Source organism: Janthinobacterium lividum (genome assembly GCF_034424625.1).
Classification (GTDB): Bacteria; Pseudomonadota; Gammaproteobacteria; order Burkholderiales; family Burkholderiaceae_D; genus Janthinobacterium; species Janthinobacterium lividum.
Map to the genome: position 1 here is coordinate 3644684 of NZ_CP139976.1, position 15024 is coordinate 3659707.

16 protein-coding genes are annotated in these 15024 nt (G+C 59.0%); 8 read left to right on the plus strand and 8 right to left on the minus strand.

The genetic code is table 11. From position 1 onward, the window contains the following. Nucleotides 1–7: 7 nt before the first annotated feature. The gene (locus U0004_RS16490; protein WP_081345853.1) at nt 8–901 is read right to left on the minus strand and encodes a GNAT family N-acetyltransferase; all 894 of its coding nucleotides are present in this window, start codon (nt 899–901) and stop codon (nt 8–10) included. Nucleotides 902–1066: 165 nt separating this feature from the next. Here U0004_RS16490 and ypfJ point away from each other — a divergent pair, with 165 nt between their 5' ends. Then, nucleotides 1067–1957 carry a KPN_02809 family neutral zinc metallopeptidase gene (ypfJ, locus tag U0004_RS16495; protein ID WP_034784624.1) on the plus strand — a complete coding sequence of 297 codons (891 nt, stop codon included), beginning with the start codon at nt 1067–1069 and terminating at the stop codon, nt 1955–1957. A 42-nt stretch (nt 1958–1999) separates the two neighbouring features. On the opposite strand, the gene U0004_RS16500 is transcribed toward ypfJ, so the two are convergent. The 4 genes from U0004_RS16500 to U0004_RS16515 form a co-directional block, all read right to left on the minus strand. Beyond that, nucleotides 2000–2764: a substrate-binding periplasmic protein gene (locus U0004_RS16500; protein ID WP_115057505.1), complete on the minus strand. Its 765-nt coding sequence runs from the start codon at nt 2762–2764 to the stop codon at nt 2000–2002. Next, nucleotides 2764–3630, minus strand: coding sequence for a carboxylating nicotinate-nucleotide diphosphorylase (nadC, locus tag U0004_RS16505; RefSeq protein WP_070259452.1), 867 nt, complete (start codon nt 3628–3630; stop codon nt 2764–2766). The genes U0004_RS16500 and nadC overlap by 1 nt, the downstream gene beginning before the upstream one ends. After that, nucleotides 3627–4760: a quinolinate synthase NadA gene (gene nadA / locus U0004_RS16510; RefSeq protein WP_034756048.1), complete on the minus strand. Its 1134-nt coding sequence runs from the start codon at nt 4758–4760 to the stop codon at nt 3627–3629. The genes nadC and nadA overlap by 4 nt, the downstream gene beginning before the upstream one ends. A gap of 246 nt (nt 4761–5006) precedes the next feature. Then, entirely contained in the window at nt 5007–6605 is a 1599-nt protein-coding gene (locus U0004_RS16515) for an ABC-F family ATPase (protein ID WP_034784627.1), read from the minus strand. Nucleotides 6606–7002: 397 nt separating this feature from the next. Between U0004_RS16515 and U0004_RS16520 the strand changes: the two genes are divergently transcribed. The 6 genes from U0004_RS16520 (at nt 7003) to U0004_RS16545 (ending at nt 11991) form a co-directional block, all read left to right on the plus strand. Beyond that, nucleotides 7003–8262, plus strand: coding sequence for an erythromycin esterase family protein (locus U0004_RS16520; protein ID WP_139144267.1), 1260 nt, complete (start codon nt 7003–7005; stop codon nt 8260–8262). An 82-nt stretch (nt 8263–8344) separates the two neighbouring features. Next, nucleotides 8345–8668: a hypothetical protein gene (locus U0004_RS16525; RefSeq protein WP_139144266.1), complete on the plus strand. Its 324-nt coding sequence runs from the start codon at nt 8345–8347 to the stop codon at nt 8666–8668. Nucleotides 8669–8989: 321 nt separating this feature from the next. Then, the gene (locus tag U0004_RS16530; RefSeq protein ID WP_139144265.1) at nt 8990–10069 is read left to right on the plus strand and encodes a hypothetical protein; all 1080 of its coding nucleotides are present in this window, start codon (nt 8990–8992) and stop codon (nt 10067–10069) included. Between the two features lie 135 nt (nt 10070–10204). Next, nucleotides 10205–10753: a DUF2939 domain-containing protein gene (locus U0004_RS16535; RefSeq protein WP_070259445.1), complete on the plus strand. Its 549-nt coding sequence runs from the start codon at nt 10205–10207 to the stop codon at nt 10751–10753. Nucleotides 10754–10823: 70 nt separating this feature from the next. Next, nucleotides 10824–11480, plus strand: coding sequence for a hypothetical protein (locus tag U0004_RS16540; protein ID WP_070259443.1), 657 nt, complete (start codon nt 10824–10826; stop codon nt 11478–11480). A gap of 64 nt (nt 11481–11544) precedes the next feature. Further along, nucleotides 11545–11991, plus strand: a complete 447-nt coding sequence (locus U0004_RS16545) for a GNAT family N-acetyltransferase (RefSeq protein ID WP_070259441.1) — start codon at nt 11545–11547, stop codon at nt 11989–11991. Nucleotides 11992–12050: 59 nt separating this feature from the next. Here U0004_RS16545 and U0004_RS16550 read toward each other — a convergent pair whose 3' ends face one another. The 3 genes from U0004_RS16550 to U0004_RS16560 all read right to left on the minus strand — a co-directional run bounded on the left by U0004_RS16550 (nt 12051) and on the right by U0004_RS16560 (nt 14507). Continuing rightward, entirely contained in the window at nt 12051–12743 is a 693-nt protein-coding gene (locus U0004_RS16550) for a DUF3334 family protein (protein WP_034784631.1), read from the minus strand. 306 nt (nt 12744–13049) lie between these two features. Beyond that, a complete protein-coding gene (locus U0004_RS16555; RefSeq protein WP_070259439.1) occupies nt 13050–13307 on the minus strand; it encodes a DUF1488 family protein in 258 nt (85 codons plus the stop codon). A 48-nt stretch (nt 13308–13355) separates the two neighbouring features. Beyond that, nucleotides 13356–14507 (minus strand): sensor histidine kinase, encoded by a 1152-nt coding sequence (locus tag U0004_RS16560; protein ID WP_174718101.1) that lies wholly within the window; start codon nt 14505–14507, stop codon nt 13356–13358. Nucleotides 14508–14680: 173 nt separating this feature from the next. On the opposite strand from U0004_RS16560, the gene U0004_RS16565 reads away from it, so the two are divergent. Continuing rightward, nucleotides 14681–14998, plus strand: a complete 318-nt coding sequence (locus tag U0004_RS16565; RefSeq protein WP_070259436.1) for a hypothetical protein — start codon at nt 14681–14683, stop codon at nt 14996–14998. Nucleotides 14999–15024 lie beyond the last annotated feature (26 nt).

A 15024-nucleotide genomic window follows, 5' to 3' on the forward strand; every position in this document is an offset into this window, starting at 1 on the left:
CGCCGCATCACAGCCGCTTGTGCATGCGCGCCAGCGGCAGCTTGATGTCGTCGGGCAAGTCCAAGTGAAACTCTTCCGTGACGGCAAAGCCGCTGGCCAGGTACAGCGGCACGCCGGGCAAGGTGGCGGCCAGTTCCAGGGCAGTAAAGCCGGCGGCCACCGCCTGGCGCTCGCAATGGCGCATCAGCATGCTGCCCAGGCCCTGGCGCGCGGCCACTGGTTCCACAAAAAAGGCGCGGATGCGGCCCGGCTGGCTGGCCGGATCGAGCAGCGGGTCCGGCCCGCTCTTGGCGCGGTCGGCGCCATACAGGGTGGCGCGCTGGCTCCAGCCGCCGCAGGCGAGCATGGCGCCATCGCGTTCGATCACGAAATACGTCCGGTCAGCAACGAGTTGCGTATCGACGCCGAACACGTGGCACGTCACGGACTCGGCCTGTTCCTGCGTATAAAACCCCGCGCTCAGTTCCACGCCGGAACGGGCGATCAGCGCATTCATTTGCGGCACATCGGCCGGCTGCGCCACGCGCAGGCGCGTCAACGCGCCAAAGCTGAACCAGGCACGGCTGATGCGACCGTGCGTCACTTCATACGTCGCCACCAGTTCCTGCGCCGATACGCCATCATCCGTGTCGCCATGGACGATTTCATGGTCGATCACCAGCTTGCCGCAGGCGATGCGGTTCAGCAACTGCGCCCGCGGCCGGCTGGCGGCGAAGCGGGCCGTGAAACGGGGACCGATCTGCGCGCTGCCCTGAGCCAGCAAGGTATCGGGATGCTGGAATTGCTGCGCGTCATCGGCATAGATGGCCAGTAAGGCCGGCACGTCGTGTGCGTTATAGGCATCCAGTTGTGCCTGGACCACCGCCGTGGCCGAAATGAGTGTATCGTTGGCAAGCGCCATGCATGCACCTGTTGTGATGTGGTTGGAAAGTTGCAAAGCGTAACACTGTCGCTCCTGTCGCGGCGCGGTTTGCTGCGATAATTGTAAGATTCGTTATCAGATTCACCGCAAGAGACATCTTGCGGCGTCACCAATCAATCGCAAATCGCAGCAGGAGTAGATATCATGAAATGGGAAGGCAATCGCGAAAGCGACAATGTGGAAGATCGCCGTGGCGAAGACGGCGGCGGGGGCGGCGGTGGCGGCTTTGGTTTTGGCGGGCGCTCGATCGGCATCGGCACCATCGTCATCGCCCTCGTCGGCTCGTATGTGCTGGGCGTCAATCCCTTGACCTTGCTGAATCTGCTCAGCGGCGGTGGCGGCCAGGTCAGCACCCAGCAAAGCCAGGCACCGGCGCGCCAGCCGCCCGAATCGGACGAGATGGCCCGCTTCGTGAAAACCGTGCTGGCCGATACGGAAGACACGTGGGGCGCCCTGTTCAAGGCCGAGGGCGGCAGCTATGTGAAACCCAAGCTGGTGCTGTTTTCCGGCAGCACCCCGACCGCTTGTGGCACGGGCCAGAGCGCCAGCGGCCCCTTCTACTGCCCCGGCGACCAGAAAGTCTACCTGGATCTCGATTTCTTCAATCTGATGCAGCAGCGCTTCAAGGTCTCGGGTGAATTCGCCGAAGCGTATGTGATCGCCCATGAAGTGGGCCACCACGTGCAAAACCTGCTGGGCTTGTCCGAGAAGGTCGACAAGGCGCGCCGCACGCAGTCGGAACGCCAGGCCAACGCCATGTCCGTGCGCCTGGAATTGCAGGCCGACTGCTTTGCCGGCGTGTGGGCGTATCACGCGAACGCCGACCGCAAGATCCTGGAACAGGGCGACGTGGAAGCGGCCCTGAAAGCGGCCACGGCCATTGGCGACGATGCGCTGCAGCGCCAGTCGCAAGGCCATGTCGTGCCGGATTCGTTTACGCACGGCACCTCGGAGCAGCGCGTGCGCTGGTTTACCAAGGGCATCGAAAGCGGCCAGATTTCCCAGTGCAATACGTTCGAGGCACGCCAGTTGTAGTGCCACCACGCATGCCGCCCTGGGGGCCGGCATGCGTATCCATCAGGGCACGGTGACGTCGTAGCGCTTGCCCAGTCTTTTCAGCTCGCCCGTCTCGATCAGGTTATTCAGCTCCTGGTCGAACTGCAAGCGCAGCTTGTCGAAAGTGGGCGAGCGGGGGAAGGCGAAATAGCCGTTTTGCAGTTCTATGACTTTGGGCAATGGTTTCACCTGGCGTCCATAGCCGAGGCGGGCAATCACGGGATCGGTGTTGCGGCGGTTGCTGACAAACACGTCGACGTGGTTGTGCACCAGCATCTTCAAGCCGTTTTCCACATTGTTGGCCACGCTGACCTGCAAGCCGGGCCGCACGCGCTCCCAGTCCGCGCCATAGGCCCAGCCATTGAGCAGCACCACCCGGCGGTTCTTCAGCACCGCGTAGTCGCCATCCCAGCCGAAGCTGGCGTCCTGGCGCGTATAAAAGACCATCTGGTCCTGGTAGAACGGCTTGTCGGAAAACGCCATGCTGGCGATTCGCTCGGGCGTCTTGTAGGGGCCGATCAGGATATCGGCCTGGCCTTGCACCAGCATGGCTTGCGCGCGCGCCCACGGCACCATGCGAAAACGCACGGTGTTACCCGTGCGCGCCGCCATCAGGCGCAGCAATTCCGCGCCCAGGCCGCCATATTCACCGCTGTCCTGGTACTCGAACACGCGCTCGAACTGCGCGCCCACGGCCAGCAGTTCCCGGGCTGGCGCCTGCGATGGCACAGCCAGCGCAGGCGCCAGCAGCGCCAGGGCCAGCAGGCGCCGCCCTGCTCCGTTCATCAGCCGACGATGCGCAAGGAGTAATCGGTGGCCCGCACATCCTTGGTCAGGCTGCCGATCGAGATGCGGTCCACGCCCGTTTCGGCAATGGCGCGCACGGTATCGAAATTGATGCCGCCGGACGCTTCCAGCAAGGCACGGCCTTTGGTGATGGCCACGGCCTCGCGCATCATGTCGTTGCTGAAGTTATCGAGCAAGACGGAGACGGCGCCCGCATCCAGCGCTTCCTGCAATTGCGCCAGGGTTTCCACCTCGATCTGCACGGGCACGCCCGCGTCGAGATTGCGCGCGTTTTCCAGGGCCTGGCTGACGCCGCCCGCGGCCGCGATATGGTTTTCCTTGATCAGGATGCCGTCGTACAGGGCCAGGCGCTGGTTCTTGCCGCCACCGACGCGCACCGCATACTTTTGCGCCAGGCGCAGGCCAGGCAAGGTCTTGCGCGTATCTAAAATGGACGCCTTGGTGCCGGCGATCACGTCGACATACTGGCGCGTGGCCGTGGCCACGGCCGACAGCAATTGCAGGAAATTGAGGGCGCTGCGCTCGGCCGTAAGCAAGGCGCGCGCCGGCGCTTCGATGGTGCAGACGACGCTGTCGGCCGCCATCATGTCGCCTTCGGCGTAATGCCAAACGATGTCGATGCTGCGGTCCAGGCTTTTCATGATGCCTTCGAACCAAGGCGCGCCGCACAGCACGGCTGCTTCGCGCACGATGACACGGGCCGTGACGATGTGGTCAGGCGGCACCAGCTCACCCGTCAGGTCGCACTGGCCCACGTCTTCCAGCAAGGCGGCCAGCAAATTGCCTTCGAATGCGCGCGCCAGGGCGGGATCGAAAGGGGCGAAAGAATTAACGAGGGTACTCATGCTGGACCGATTCCTTGGAACAATGTGGTTTCTTTTGCCAGGTCCGCGCCCGGCTTGAGGCCCGCCTTCTTGGCGGCGGCAAAATCGAGCATGCGGTTGATCGAGCGCACGGCCAGTTGGCCGACGGCAGGATCGACGTGGATTTCGTTGTGCATGTTTTCCAGCGTCTGCGCCAGGTTCAGCAAGCCATTCATGGCCATCCACGGGCAATGCGCGCAGCTTTTGCAGGTGGCGCTGTTGCCGGCCGTGGGCGCTTCGATGAAACGCTTGCCCGGCGCGGCCGCGCGCATCTTGTGCAGGATGCCGTTGTCGGTGGCGACAATAAACGTGTCCGTGTCCATAGTTTGCGCTGCCGCAATCATTTGCGACGTGGAACCCACCATGTCGGCCAGCGCCACCACATTCGCGGGCGACTCCGGATGCACGAGGACTTTGGCTTGCGGATACTCTTCCTTGAGCAAATCGAGTTCGATGCCCTTGAATTCGTCGTGCACCAGGCATGACCCCTGCCACAGCAGCATGTCGGCGCCCGTTTGCTTCTGGATATACGAGCCCAGGTGCTTGTCGGGTGCCCACAGGATTTTCTTGCCCTGCGCATGTAAATGGGCAACGATGTCGAGGCCGATGGACGATGTCACCATCCAGTCCGCGCGCGCTTTGACTGCTGCGCTGGTGTTGGCGTAGACGACGACGGTGCGGTCCGGATGGGCGTCGCAGAAGGCCGTGAATTCATCCACCGGGCAGCCGAGATCGAGCGAACAGGTCGCGTCGAGGTCGGGCATCAATACCGTTTTCTCGGGACTGAGTATTTTCGCCGTTTCGCCCATGAAGCGCACGCCGGCCACGACCAGGGTCTTGGCCGGATGGTCGCGCCCGAAGCGGGCCATTTCCAGGGAATCGGAGACGCAGCCGCCCGTGGCTTCCGCCAGGTCTTGCAGGTCAGCATCAACGTAGTAGTGGGCAACGAGCACGGCTTCGCGCTCGATCAGCAGGCGCTTGATGCGCGTGATCAGTTCGGCTTTTTCAGCCGGGGAAGGCGTCGCTGGCGTGCGTGCCCAGGCGTGGGCAGTGCAGCTGGCTCCGTCTTGTGGATGTTCATACTCGACGGATTTGATGGCTAAAGTTTGCATGGCTGTGTCAAACAAAAACGGGATAGACCGGCACGATTGCAATAAAGCAGGTGCGCCGGAACGAAAGGACCGCGGCGCGTCGGTGTGGTGCTGGCGGTTGGCGATGCAGCTGGCATTGTAATGTCGGATTACGCTACGCCTCGGCGGCCCCGCTAATCCGACCTACCGGCCTGTGCCAACCGTTTGCATCTGGCGTAGGTCGGATTAGCGCACAGCGCGTAATCCGACGCAACGTTACTCCAGCAATTAATCAATACCTTGGCTCTTGAGGTAATCCTCATAGTTGCCGCGGTAATCGACCACTTCATCTTCCTTGATCTCGATGATGCGGTTGGCCAGCGAAGAGACGAATTCGCGGTCATGCGACACGAAGATCAGGGTACCCGCGTATTTTTCCAGCGCGATGTTCAGCGATTCGATCGATTCCATGTCCATGTGGTTGGTCGGCTCATCGAGCATCAGCACGTTGTGGCGGCCCAGCATCAGCTTGCCGTACATCATGCGGCCTTTTTCACCACCGGACAGTACCTTGACAGCCTTTTTCACATCGTCGCCGCCGAACAGCAAGCGGCCCAGGATGGAACGCACGGCCTGGTCGTCGTCGCCCTCTTTCGTCCACTGGCCGATCCAGTCGGTCAGGTTCGTGTCTTTGGCGAAATCTTCCGTCGGATCCTGCGGCATGTAGCCGACGTTGGCGTTTTCCGCCCACTTCACGCGGCCCTGGTCAGGCTGCAGGCCGGCGATGTCGCCAGCGATGCAACGCAGCATGGTGGTCTTGCCGGCACCGTTGGCGCCGATGATGGCGATGCGCTCGCCCGCCTCGACCATGATGCTGAAATTCTTGAACAGCTGGCGGTCGAAACCTTTCGAGATATTCTCGACTTCCACGGCCAGGCGGTGCAATTTCTTTTCGCCGTCGAAACGCACGAACGGATAGGCGCGCGACGATGGCTTGATGTCGTCGACCTTGATCTTTTCGATCTGCTTGGCGCGCGACGTGGCCTGGCGGGCCTTCGACTTGTTCGCCGCGAAGCGGCGCACGAATTCCTGCAGCTCGGCAACCTTGTCTTTCGCTTTCGCGTTATTGGCCAACTGCTGGTTGCGCGCCTGGGTCGAAGCGAACATGTATTCGTCGTAGTTGCCTGGATAAATCTTCAGGGTGCCGTAGTCCATGTCGGCCACGTGGGTGCACACCTGGTTCAGGAAGTGGCGATCATGGGAAATGATGATCATGGTGGAATTGCGCTCGTTGAGCACGTCTTCCAGCCAGCGAATCGTGTTGATGTCCAGGTTATTCGTCGGCTCGTCGAGCAGCAGGATGTCCGGGTTCGAGAACAGCGCCTGCGCCAGCAGCACGCGCAGCTTCCAGCCTGGCGACACATTGCTCATCGGGCCCTGATGCAGGTCGATGGCGACACCGGCGCCCAGCAGCAGTTCGCCGGCGCGCGATTCGGCCGTGTAGCCGTCGTATTCGGAGACTTTGCCTTCCAGGTCGGCGGCCTGCATGTAGTCGTCGTCGGTCGCTTCCGGGTTCGCGTAGATCGCGTCGCGCTGCTGGATGGCAGCCCACATTTCCGTGTGGCCCATCATGACGACGTCGAGGACGCGCATGTCTTCAAAGGCAAACTGGTCCTGGCGCAGCTTGCCCAGGCGTTCGTTGGTATCGAGCATGACGTTGCCGCCCGACGGATCCAGGTCGCCGCCCAGGATCTTCATGAACGTCGACTTGCCGCAGCCGTTCGCGCCGATCAAACCATAGCGGTTGCCGTCGCCGAACTTGACGGAGATATTCTCAAACAATGGCTTGGCGCCAAACTGCATCGTAATATTTGCGGTTGAAAGCATTAGTGAGGTCTTTATCCAGTGAAAACAGGTAGTTAGGTACTTTTCTCCCATTATACAGCAACCACCATGAACCACTATCTTGGTGGGCTGCCTGAGCCGGCCCCTTTCACCGCTCAGATCCTCGGGTTTCCGGCAGCTGGCCAGCGGGCTGTCAGCCGGTTTACGCCGTTCTGGCTCGAACCTGGCCCGCTTGTTACGCTTTATTACGGCCACGCTGCCGCCTTGATGGCGGCAGCCTCTCGCCAAATGACCGCCGACAAAAAATCATTCACTCCCTGCATTCACTCCCTGTTATATCAGGATAGTTGTCGCGTCCCCTGATTTACCGTAGCATTGCCGAGTTTCTCCTTGCCGCCAATCTGAAATCGCCGCCCAGAACACCCTTTTGAGAAAAATAATGCGAAAACTTCGTTCCACGATTATTTTTACCATGCTGGCCAGTTTGGCCATGCCTGTATTGTCGGCGGATAAGCCGCTCTCTTTGCCGGACCGCCTGGCTGCCCTTCGCACGACTATTGCGATCGACCATGGAAAGATGCTTGGTTCCGGCGCGGCACCATTAATAAATGCGGGCCTGGAAAGCCAATTCGTACTCATCGGTGAGGACCATGGGATTACAGAAATTGCGAATTTTTCGGCGGCGTATTTTGAAGCATTGGCAGATCAAGGATTTACGACGCTGATTGTCGAAAATGGGCCGGCGGTTGCCGGTGCCTTGGAAAAAGCGTTGAAGTCCAATACTGGCGTCGCTGGCATAGCCGCATTTAATCAGGCATATCCGGTCGCCACTGCTTTTTACAAGTGGCAAGCTGAGGCGCAATTCCTGGCCCGTATCGCCAAAGCTGCCGGACCATCGTTCCAATTGGTGGGAATGGATCAGGAGCTCATGGGCGCTTCGAAATATTTGCTCGACCAAATGGCTGAGCAACCGCTTAATCCTTTGGCGAAAGCAAAAATCGAGGCCTTCCGCAAGCGTGAAAGCGACAACTATCGCCGAGCGTCGGAGAGCGGAGACCCGAGAGAGCTCTTCATGGTAAAAATCCAAGAGGAAGAATTATTCGCGCTGCAGAAGCTGCTCACGGCACCTGAGGAAATGCCCGCCTTGGCGATGCTAAATTCATTGATTGAAAGCCGCAGCATTTATACTAAAAACATGACTCCGGGACAAGGATATGGGTCGAATACACAACGTGCCAGGCTGATGAAGCAGTATGTGGCCAGCCATTTGACGCATGCGCCTGCACAGCGCATGTTGCTGAAAGCCGGTGCAGTGCATGTCTTCCGAGGCTATAACCCGCTTGGTGCCGGTAGCCGGGAGATCGGCAATTATTTGGCGGAATATGCGGAAGGCCGCGGACAAAAATCGCTGCATGTGCTGGTGCTGGCGCTCAAAGGCCAGCAGGCGCAATTTGCGGGCATTGGGCGCGCGTCGGCCTCCACAGAAATTGAAAAAGTCGATAGCAAGTCTTCCATGGCTGGCGTATTGCCCTTCTTTGCCGCGGCGAAAGAGCATAAGGAATGGTCATTGTTCGACGTGCGCCCCTTGCTGGGATCGGCGAAAACTCTGGCGAATGGAGACAGCAGTGTCCAAGGCATGATTCAGGGCTACGATTTCGTACTGGTCATTCCAGAGGGAAACGCAACGTCGGATCTGTGACAATATCGCCATCGGCCCTCAGCTGCAGCGCGGCACTGCTGCGCATGCCGCGGCTCATGCCCGGCATCTCCACGATCCAGGCATGCGTTCAATCGTTACCACCCGGATGCTTGCGCATCCTGGACTCAAAAAACTGCCACGCGGCTGCCGGCGTATCAACGTCATCGTTCATTTCACCGAGCAGCTTGCTTTCAGCAATCGCACGATCGATGAGGGCGGACAGAAAAGCGACGTCGTTCGTTTGCGCCTGGGTCGTTGCGTCGGCGCGGCAATCATTCCAGGCCTGCTTGCCGTCGCTTGCACGATCAGCATTATCTTTTTGCTGCGGGCCCGATTGATCCAGTCCAGCGAGCGATATCCGCCGAACGTGTCCTGCCCCGGCATCCACGCGGCGCTTGCGCCATGACCGTGGAGCAGGCCAGCGACAAGCAGGGCACTTTTTTGCGCAGGGACATAGCGTCGCGGCCAGTTGGCCAAATCAAACAATGCAGTTGAATTATTGCCCATTTGAAATCAACAAGCCGTCCGCCGGCATTGATGCAACCATCGCCTCCGCAAGACGTCGACTGCCAGGGCGCCCAGCCGCCGCATAAACCCTACTCAGAATTACAACAAATCAGTGACAATTGATTAGAATTATTGATATTCAACCAACTACAATTAGTAGGAATCATCCTACACGATGAAGTAAATTCTCTATATTTGATTCAACTTTTTGGGAGGAAATATGAAATTTCATATGTTCTTGACGCTTCCAATGTTGCTCTCCCTGGCTGGCTGCGCAGGCATGATACGTACTCCACAAGATCAGGCAACTCAAATTGATTTCAGTGCGAGCTACATGAATTCCCTGTCAGAAAAATATAAACCCAACGATAAGCTAACCAGCTCGAACTTCCATCAGCAACTCATAAACTACGATAGCCTCGAAGGCAAGGATCTAGATGAGGAAGCCAGGAAGGCTGACGTTGGAATCAAATCACTTGCCCTTGTCGACATTCATTCATTGACAAATGGCTTGCACAGTATTGAGGCCGATATTTCGCGGCACTTGACATATAAGGCTATCGAAGAAAATCGTCTGAAAGCCCTGGAGAAGGAATTTTCGGCACTCAACAAAAAAACACCGCCGTCTGACGTCGCGATAGCTGCGCTGCAAGATAAAATTGATGAAAGAAAAACAAAACTATCCGAGATTGCATCAACGTTGAGAAAATTTGAAGCAGATAAGTCATCGCAAATCTTGCTCATCGAGGAAAAAAAATCAATAGTAAAAACGATCGATGGGAAGGTTTACCAGACATCGGAAAAAGACCGAATGCGCATACGAAACGGGATAGTTCGCGACTTCATGGCCATCGCCGACCATAATTACATGCAATTCAAGAACGAATTGCTGGCTGGACGGGTGCGTACCGATACGATTGCGGACATCACTGAACTTCTGTTATCCACAGCGACCACGCTCACCGGTGGCCTGATGACCAAGACCAACTTGGGTGCGGCATCAACCCTGTTAAAAGGATCGCGGGCAACCGTAGACAAGAATTTCTTCGCGCAACAAACCATGCGGGCCATTATCAACTCCATGGAGGCAAGCAGATCTTCGGATAAGACCGTCATTATTTCAAAAATGAACAAGTCCACGAGTGTCTATCCTATTAGCGAAGCGATCTCCGATGTTCAGCGGTATCAAAGCCGCGCCAGCCTCTTCCTGGCGGTCCTGGATCTGGCGAACCAATCAGGCAAAAGCGCCGTTTCGTTAGAGAAGGACCTGAATACAGAAACCATGCAATCGATAAACTAGGGCAATGCTATGGAAAATTATCCATGCATCATGATTGCCTTGTCCGTCGTTAGCAGTTAGGCTGCGTGCTCGCCCGCCACCAGACATTGGGATTGTGCGGGCGCATCCCAACCCTACCGGACTCACAGGCATCACTTGAAAAAAACTACCATTGCCGCCGCTGCGGCCATCATTGCCATCGCCGCCACCGTCTACGCTTCGCCGTACTACACCTTGCACCAAATTAAGACTGCGCTGGCCGAGCGCAATGCCGAAGCGCTGGCCGCACACGTGGACTTCCCCGCCCTGCGCGCCAGCGTCAAGACGCAGCTGGAAGCCAGCATGGCCCGCAGCATCGAGGCGACAGCTGGCAGCGGCAACCCTCTGGCCGCCCTGGGACAGTCGATCGCCAGCGCCATGCTGGGCAAGATGGTCGACACCATGGTCTCGCCCGCCGGCGTGGTCGCGCTGGTCAACAAGAGCGCCGTCAGCCCGCAAGCAGAGGTGAATGCGAATCCGGATGCGCCCGCCGATGGTGCACGGAAGAAGGCCGACTATACGGCGGGCTATGCCGGCGTGAACACTTTCGTCGTGCGCGCCAAGGGTGGCAATGCGCAGGAAGGCGCGCTGGTCCTGCTGCGCCATGGCGTGTGGGGCTGGAAACTAAGCTCGATCGAGATTGCCTCGGCGATGGCCGCACATTAGCAAAGCGCGCGCATGCGCCAGCAATCTGAGACACAATGCGGGTCATTTACATCAGATTGCAGGAAACTTCATGCTGAAACACACCGCCTTGGCGCTGACCATGGCCTGCGCCGCGCCATCCGCCCATGCCACGGATGGGATTGCTGGCGCCGAGCGCAGCCACTCCGTCGCCGCGCGCATGCAGGCGGAAACGTCCAACGCTGCCGATCCTGGCGCCCCGGCCCTGCTGCCCGTTCCCAGCGACATTTCTCTGGCCGAGCTGGAGCGCCGCCTGGCACTGGGCCAGGCGCAGGCCGCTGAAAAACAGTATACCAGCGCACTCGACCCGGCCATTCTGAACGGCCTGGCACAGCAGATGGATTGCCTGGACATCATCGGCGTACAGCCGTTCGGCTTCCCGCTCGATCAAACGCAGCCCACCGTCCTGAGTGGTGCACACCTGCTGGCTCGCTGCCCGGACAGGGCTTACGTGGCGATCACGGCGATGTCGATGGCGGGCAAGACGGGCAAGCGCGTCAGCATTTCGCCGCAATCGTTCCAGCAGACCGTGGATGGCAAGCCCGCGCGGCGGCTGTATTACAAGGCGCCCAACGGGCGCCAGAAGGAATCGCTGACCATCGCCGATGGCAGTTATGTGTATGCGCTCGAATATTGGTCGCTCGATGACAGCCAGCAAAGGGGCATGGTCGGCAAGCGCAGGATGGAAACATTGACGTTGCCGCAATAAAATAGGTGCGAACAGGTGAAATACTGTATATTCATACAGTTATTGACTATCCCCCCTTTCGAGCATGCCTGCACACCCGCACAAGGACTTACCCTACACTATCTGCATCAGCGCCACGATCGATGCGGAGGTCGAGCAAACCATCCTCGACGGCTTGAATGCCTACAACGATGCCATCACCGGCTATAGTGACAGGCAGGCGTTGAGCGTGATCGTGCGCGACCGCGACAGCCAGCGGGTGCTGGGCGGCGCCATGGGCCGGACCTCGCTGGGCCTGCTGTTTCTCGATCTGTTCTATTTGCCCGCCGCCTTGCGCGGGCTGGGTCTGGGCAGCCAGATACTGGCGCAATTCGAAGAGGAAGGACGTCGGCGCGGCTGCGCTTCGGCGGTGCTGTACACCATCAGTTTCCAGGCACCCGAGTTTTACGAGCGCCGCGGCTGGCGCCGCTTCGGCGACATCGCCTGCAGCCCGGAAGGCACGAGCCGGGTATTCATGAGCAAGGCCTTGTAGGCCGCATGCGACAGTGGCCGGCGGCAAACCTGCCGCCAGCCACGATCAACGACCGTTGCTTACATGCCCAGGGACTTGAGCAGGTCGGCGTTGTCGTCGTCTTCCGGCTCCGCTGCAGGCGCCGGGGCGGCGTCCCGTTCGCGGTTCGCGAATTCGCCATCCATCAGCGAGTCGGCGTCGACTTCGCGCGAATCGAAATCATGCAACTTGATGAACTCGGTACGGTCGATCGCCAGTTCCAGGTAGAAAATATTGTTCTTTTCCGTATAGAAAGTGACGCGGCGCATTTCCGGACGGTCCAGCGGCGTGTCGACGCTGAGCATCACCTGCTTGTTCAGCACCAGCATCTTCGGCTGGCTCTGGGTGATATTCGTTTGCAGTTCGCGCCGCACCTTGCCCGTGAAGTCGCCCACGATCTGGTTCATCAGCTCGCCCATGATGTTCGACACTTCGTCCGACGTGTAGAAACTGGCCAGCTCCGACTTCGGCATACCCATGTGCAACATGTAGCGCTCGTAGATTTCCATCGCCGTATCGGCGGCAAAATTGAGCACGACCAGGCCAGTGAAACCGCCATCGAACATCACGAAGCAGCCGATGTCCGGCTTCAGGCCCGTCTTGGTGATGCGCTGCACCATGCCCGAATAATTGACCTTGCTTTGTGTTGCAACGTTGAGCACCCGAACCACCGAGTTGCACAAACTCATCAACAAATCTTCTGTACCGTACACAACATCCTTTTCTGCATCCATGAGCAACCTCTCCTACTATTTTAAAGATGACAGCACTGTTCCCTGTCCGCCGCGAGCCGAAACACGACAGTTTCGCTCAGCAAGCGGACGACTTCACCTTTGCATGTCTGACCTTGCGTGGCAGCGCGCGCCGCGTTGCCGCCGGCACGAACCGCCCTCTTACCTTTTTCCGTATAGAAATAAGTATCAGATGCGCAGAATACCCAGATGTAACATTTCCGTCCAGCCATACCTGCATTTACTTGATGATCTGTGCAGAAATACCATATCCGGCCTTGGCACTGGCGTCAGCACAGGAAATAGTAACTAAAAATCAAGGGCGCGCAAGACCACGCCGCTGACCAGCAGATCGCGGCTCAGGTAGGCGAAGGCACGCTGGCCGATGCGCAGGCGGTGGGTGTCGAAGATGGCCAGCAAGTCGCCACCCTGCCCCTGGTCCAGGCTGTGCAATGCCGTGATGGTGATACGGCACGTCTTTTCCGCCCCGAAAACGGTCAAATGGAAACGGATGGCATCACCCGCCTGCTCGATCGCGATGCTGTCGCGCAGGATTTCATAGGGCATGGCAGTTCTCCCTGCGGTGGGCCGAATGCGCTGGCAGGGGGCGCCCGTTCATGCGGCGAACGTGGCGGCAGAATCGACATGCCGTGGCAAGTCGATGATGAAGACGCAGCCATGGCCAACCACGCTCTCCACGCTCAAGTTGCCGCCATTCGCCTCCACGCTGCGCCGGGCAATCGACAGGCCCAGTCCCAGGCCAGTCTTGTTGGCGCCGGCTTGCGTAAATGGCAAAAACATGTCATCCGCGGCCTCCGGCGGCAGGCCGGCGCCGTTGTCTTCCACCTCGATCCTGATCCGTTCGCCATTCGCATACGCGCGCAGCACCACGGTGCCATTTGGCGCGCCAAACTTGAAGGCATTCTGCAGCAGGTTTCCCACGGCGGAGAGCAGCAAATCCTGGTCCGCATGGAGCTGCAGCAAGGGAGCGACCTCTTCCACGACCAGGGTGCAGCGCAGCAAGTCCGCTTCCAGGCTTGCCGAATAGCTCACTTCTGTGATGAAGTTATTCAAGGAAAAAACCGAACGCTGCAAGGTCAGGCCCGCCTCCACCCGCACCTCCGCCAGGGAGCGGTCGATCAGGGTACGCAAACCCACGAGGCTGCGCTCGAGTACGGCCCCGGTCGCGCCCGTCACACCCATGCCACCCTGCTTGAGCGCAGAGACAGCCAGGCTGGCCGTTCCCAGTTGATTGCGCAGTTCATGGGCAAAGTAGCCGATGCGCTGACTCAGTGCCAATGCCTGTTCATTGGCAATCAGCACGTCGCGCCGCTGGGTAAATTCCGACACGGCTTCGGCGATGCCGTTGTCGAGGCAACGGTTCAGCGTCCTGAATTCCTCGACGGCGAACTGCTCGTCCATGACCACGGCGAGATCGCTGACAGCCTGGCACAGGTCGCCATAACCGTGCACTACCTGGCTGATGGAATAACCGAGCGCCAGCAATTGCCCGCCGTGCGTGGTGGCACTGTCGGCCAGTTCCGATGTGCCATGCGCACTGCCATCAGCGGGGCCGGAAATGGCCAGGCTTAGCGCCATCTTGCCTGCATCTTCCGCCTTCAAGGTACGGATCAGCTGATCCAGAAAGATGGGTACGCCGTGTTGCAACTGATGCTCGGACGGCAAGCGCATGGACCTCATGGCGACCTTTTCACGGCAACGGCGCTCAAGCTCGGCGCGATTTTCCACTAGGAATAAATGCATCATGACGTTTCCTGCTATCTGGAATGAGGGACAAGCAAGCAAGACTACCGGTAGCACACGCAAGCCACCGTCTGTTACCGAACACAGGTGCCTGCCCGCATATCCTTGCACGCGGGACGCGTCCGGCACCCCCATGTGCTATTGTCATCGGATACCTCACCAGGCAGGAGCCATGTATGCACAACATCGTTACCAGCGTCTCGTTCCGCTACATTGATCCGCGCCACAAAGAACCGGGCCCGAGCAGGGAATTCATCAATCAGAACATCCTGCTGCCGCCGGGCGCCCATCTGCCCCGCATGGGCGAGGCGATCGAACTGATGCACTGGGACTTGAACCGCGACATGAAATCCGGCGTCTATTCTGTGCTGTTTGTCCACACACGCATTGCCTTATTTGATGGCAACGAAAAGCCTTCCGGCTGGCACACCACGATCACCGTGGGACCGCAGTCCGACGAAATTGACGAACGTTTTCTCAGCGCCCCCTCCTGATAGCCGTGCGCCCCTTGTTCCGGGCA

What these genes read in the sequence shown, in the direction of transcription:
- U0004_RS16490 (WP_081345853.1), bottom strand. Translation starts at nt 901, where the DNA reads ATGGCGCTTGCCAACGATACACTCATTTCGGCCACGGCGGTGGTCCAG.
- ypfJ (WP_034784624.1), top strand. Translation starts at nt 1,067, where the DNA reads ATGAAATGGGAAGGCAATCGCGAAAGCGACAATGTGGAAGATCGCCGT.
- U0004_RS16500 (WP_115057505.1), bottom strand. Translation starts at nt 2,764, where the DNA reads ATGAACGGAGCAGGGCGGCGCCTGCTGGCCCTGGCGCTGCTGGCGCCT.
- nadC (WP_070259452.1), bottom strand. Translation starts at nt 3,630, where the DNA reads ATGAGTACCCTCGTTAATTCTTTCGCCCCTTTCGATCCCGCCCTGGCG.
- nadA (WP_034756048.1), bottom strand. Translation starts at nt 4,760, where the DNA reads ATGCAAACTTTAGCCATCAAATCCGTCGAGTATGAACATCCACAAGAC.
- U0004_RS16515 (WP_034784627.1), bottom strand. Translation starts at nt 6,605, where the DNA reads ATGCTTTCAACCGCAAATATTACGATGCAGTTTGGCGCCAAGCCATTG.
- U0004_RS16520 (WP_139144267.1), top strand. Translation starts at nt 7,003, where the DNA reads ATGCGAAAACTTCGTTCCACGATTATTTTTACCATGCTGGCCAGTTTG.
- U0004_RS16525 (WP_139144266.1), top strand. Translation starts at nt 8,345, where the DNA reads ATGCGTTCAATCGTTACCACCCGGATGCTTGCGCATCCTGGACTCAAA.
- U0004_RS16530 (WP_139144265.1), top strand. Translation starts at nt 8,990, where the DNA reads ATGAAATTTCATATGTTCTTGACGCTTCCAATGTTGCTCTCCCTGGCT.
- U0004_RS16540 (WP_070259443.1), top strand. Translation starts at nt 10,824, where the DNA reads ATGCTGAAACACACCGCCTTGGCGCTGACCATGGCCTGCGCCGCGCCA.
- U0004_RS16545 (WP_070259441.1), top strand. Translation starts at nt 11,545, where the DNA reads ATGCCTGCACACCCGCACAAGGACTTACCCTACACTATCTGCATCAGC.
- U0004_RS16550 (WP_034784631.1), bottom strand. Translation starts at nt 12,743, where the DNA reads ATGGATGCAGAAAAGGATGTTGTGTACGGTACAGAAGATTTGTTGATG.
- U0004_RS16555 (WP_070259439.1), bottom strand. Translation starts at nt 13,307, where the DNA reads ATGCCCTATGAAATCCTGCGCGACAGCATCGCGATCGAGCAGGCGGGT.
- U0004_RS16560 (WP_174718101.1), bottom strand. Translation starts at nt 14,507, where the DNA reads ATGATGCATTTATTCCTAGTGGAAAATCGCGCCGAGCTTGAGCGCCGT.
- U0004_RS16565 (WP_070259436.1), top strand. Translation starts at nt 14,681, where the DNA reads ATGCACAACATCGTTACCAGCGTCTCGTTCCGCTACATTGATCCGCGC.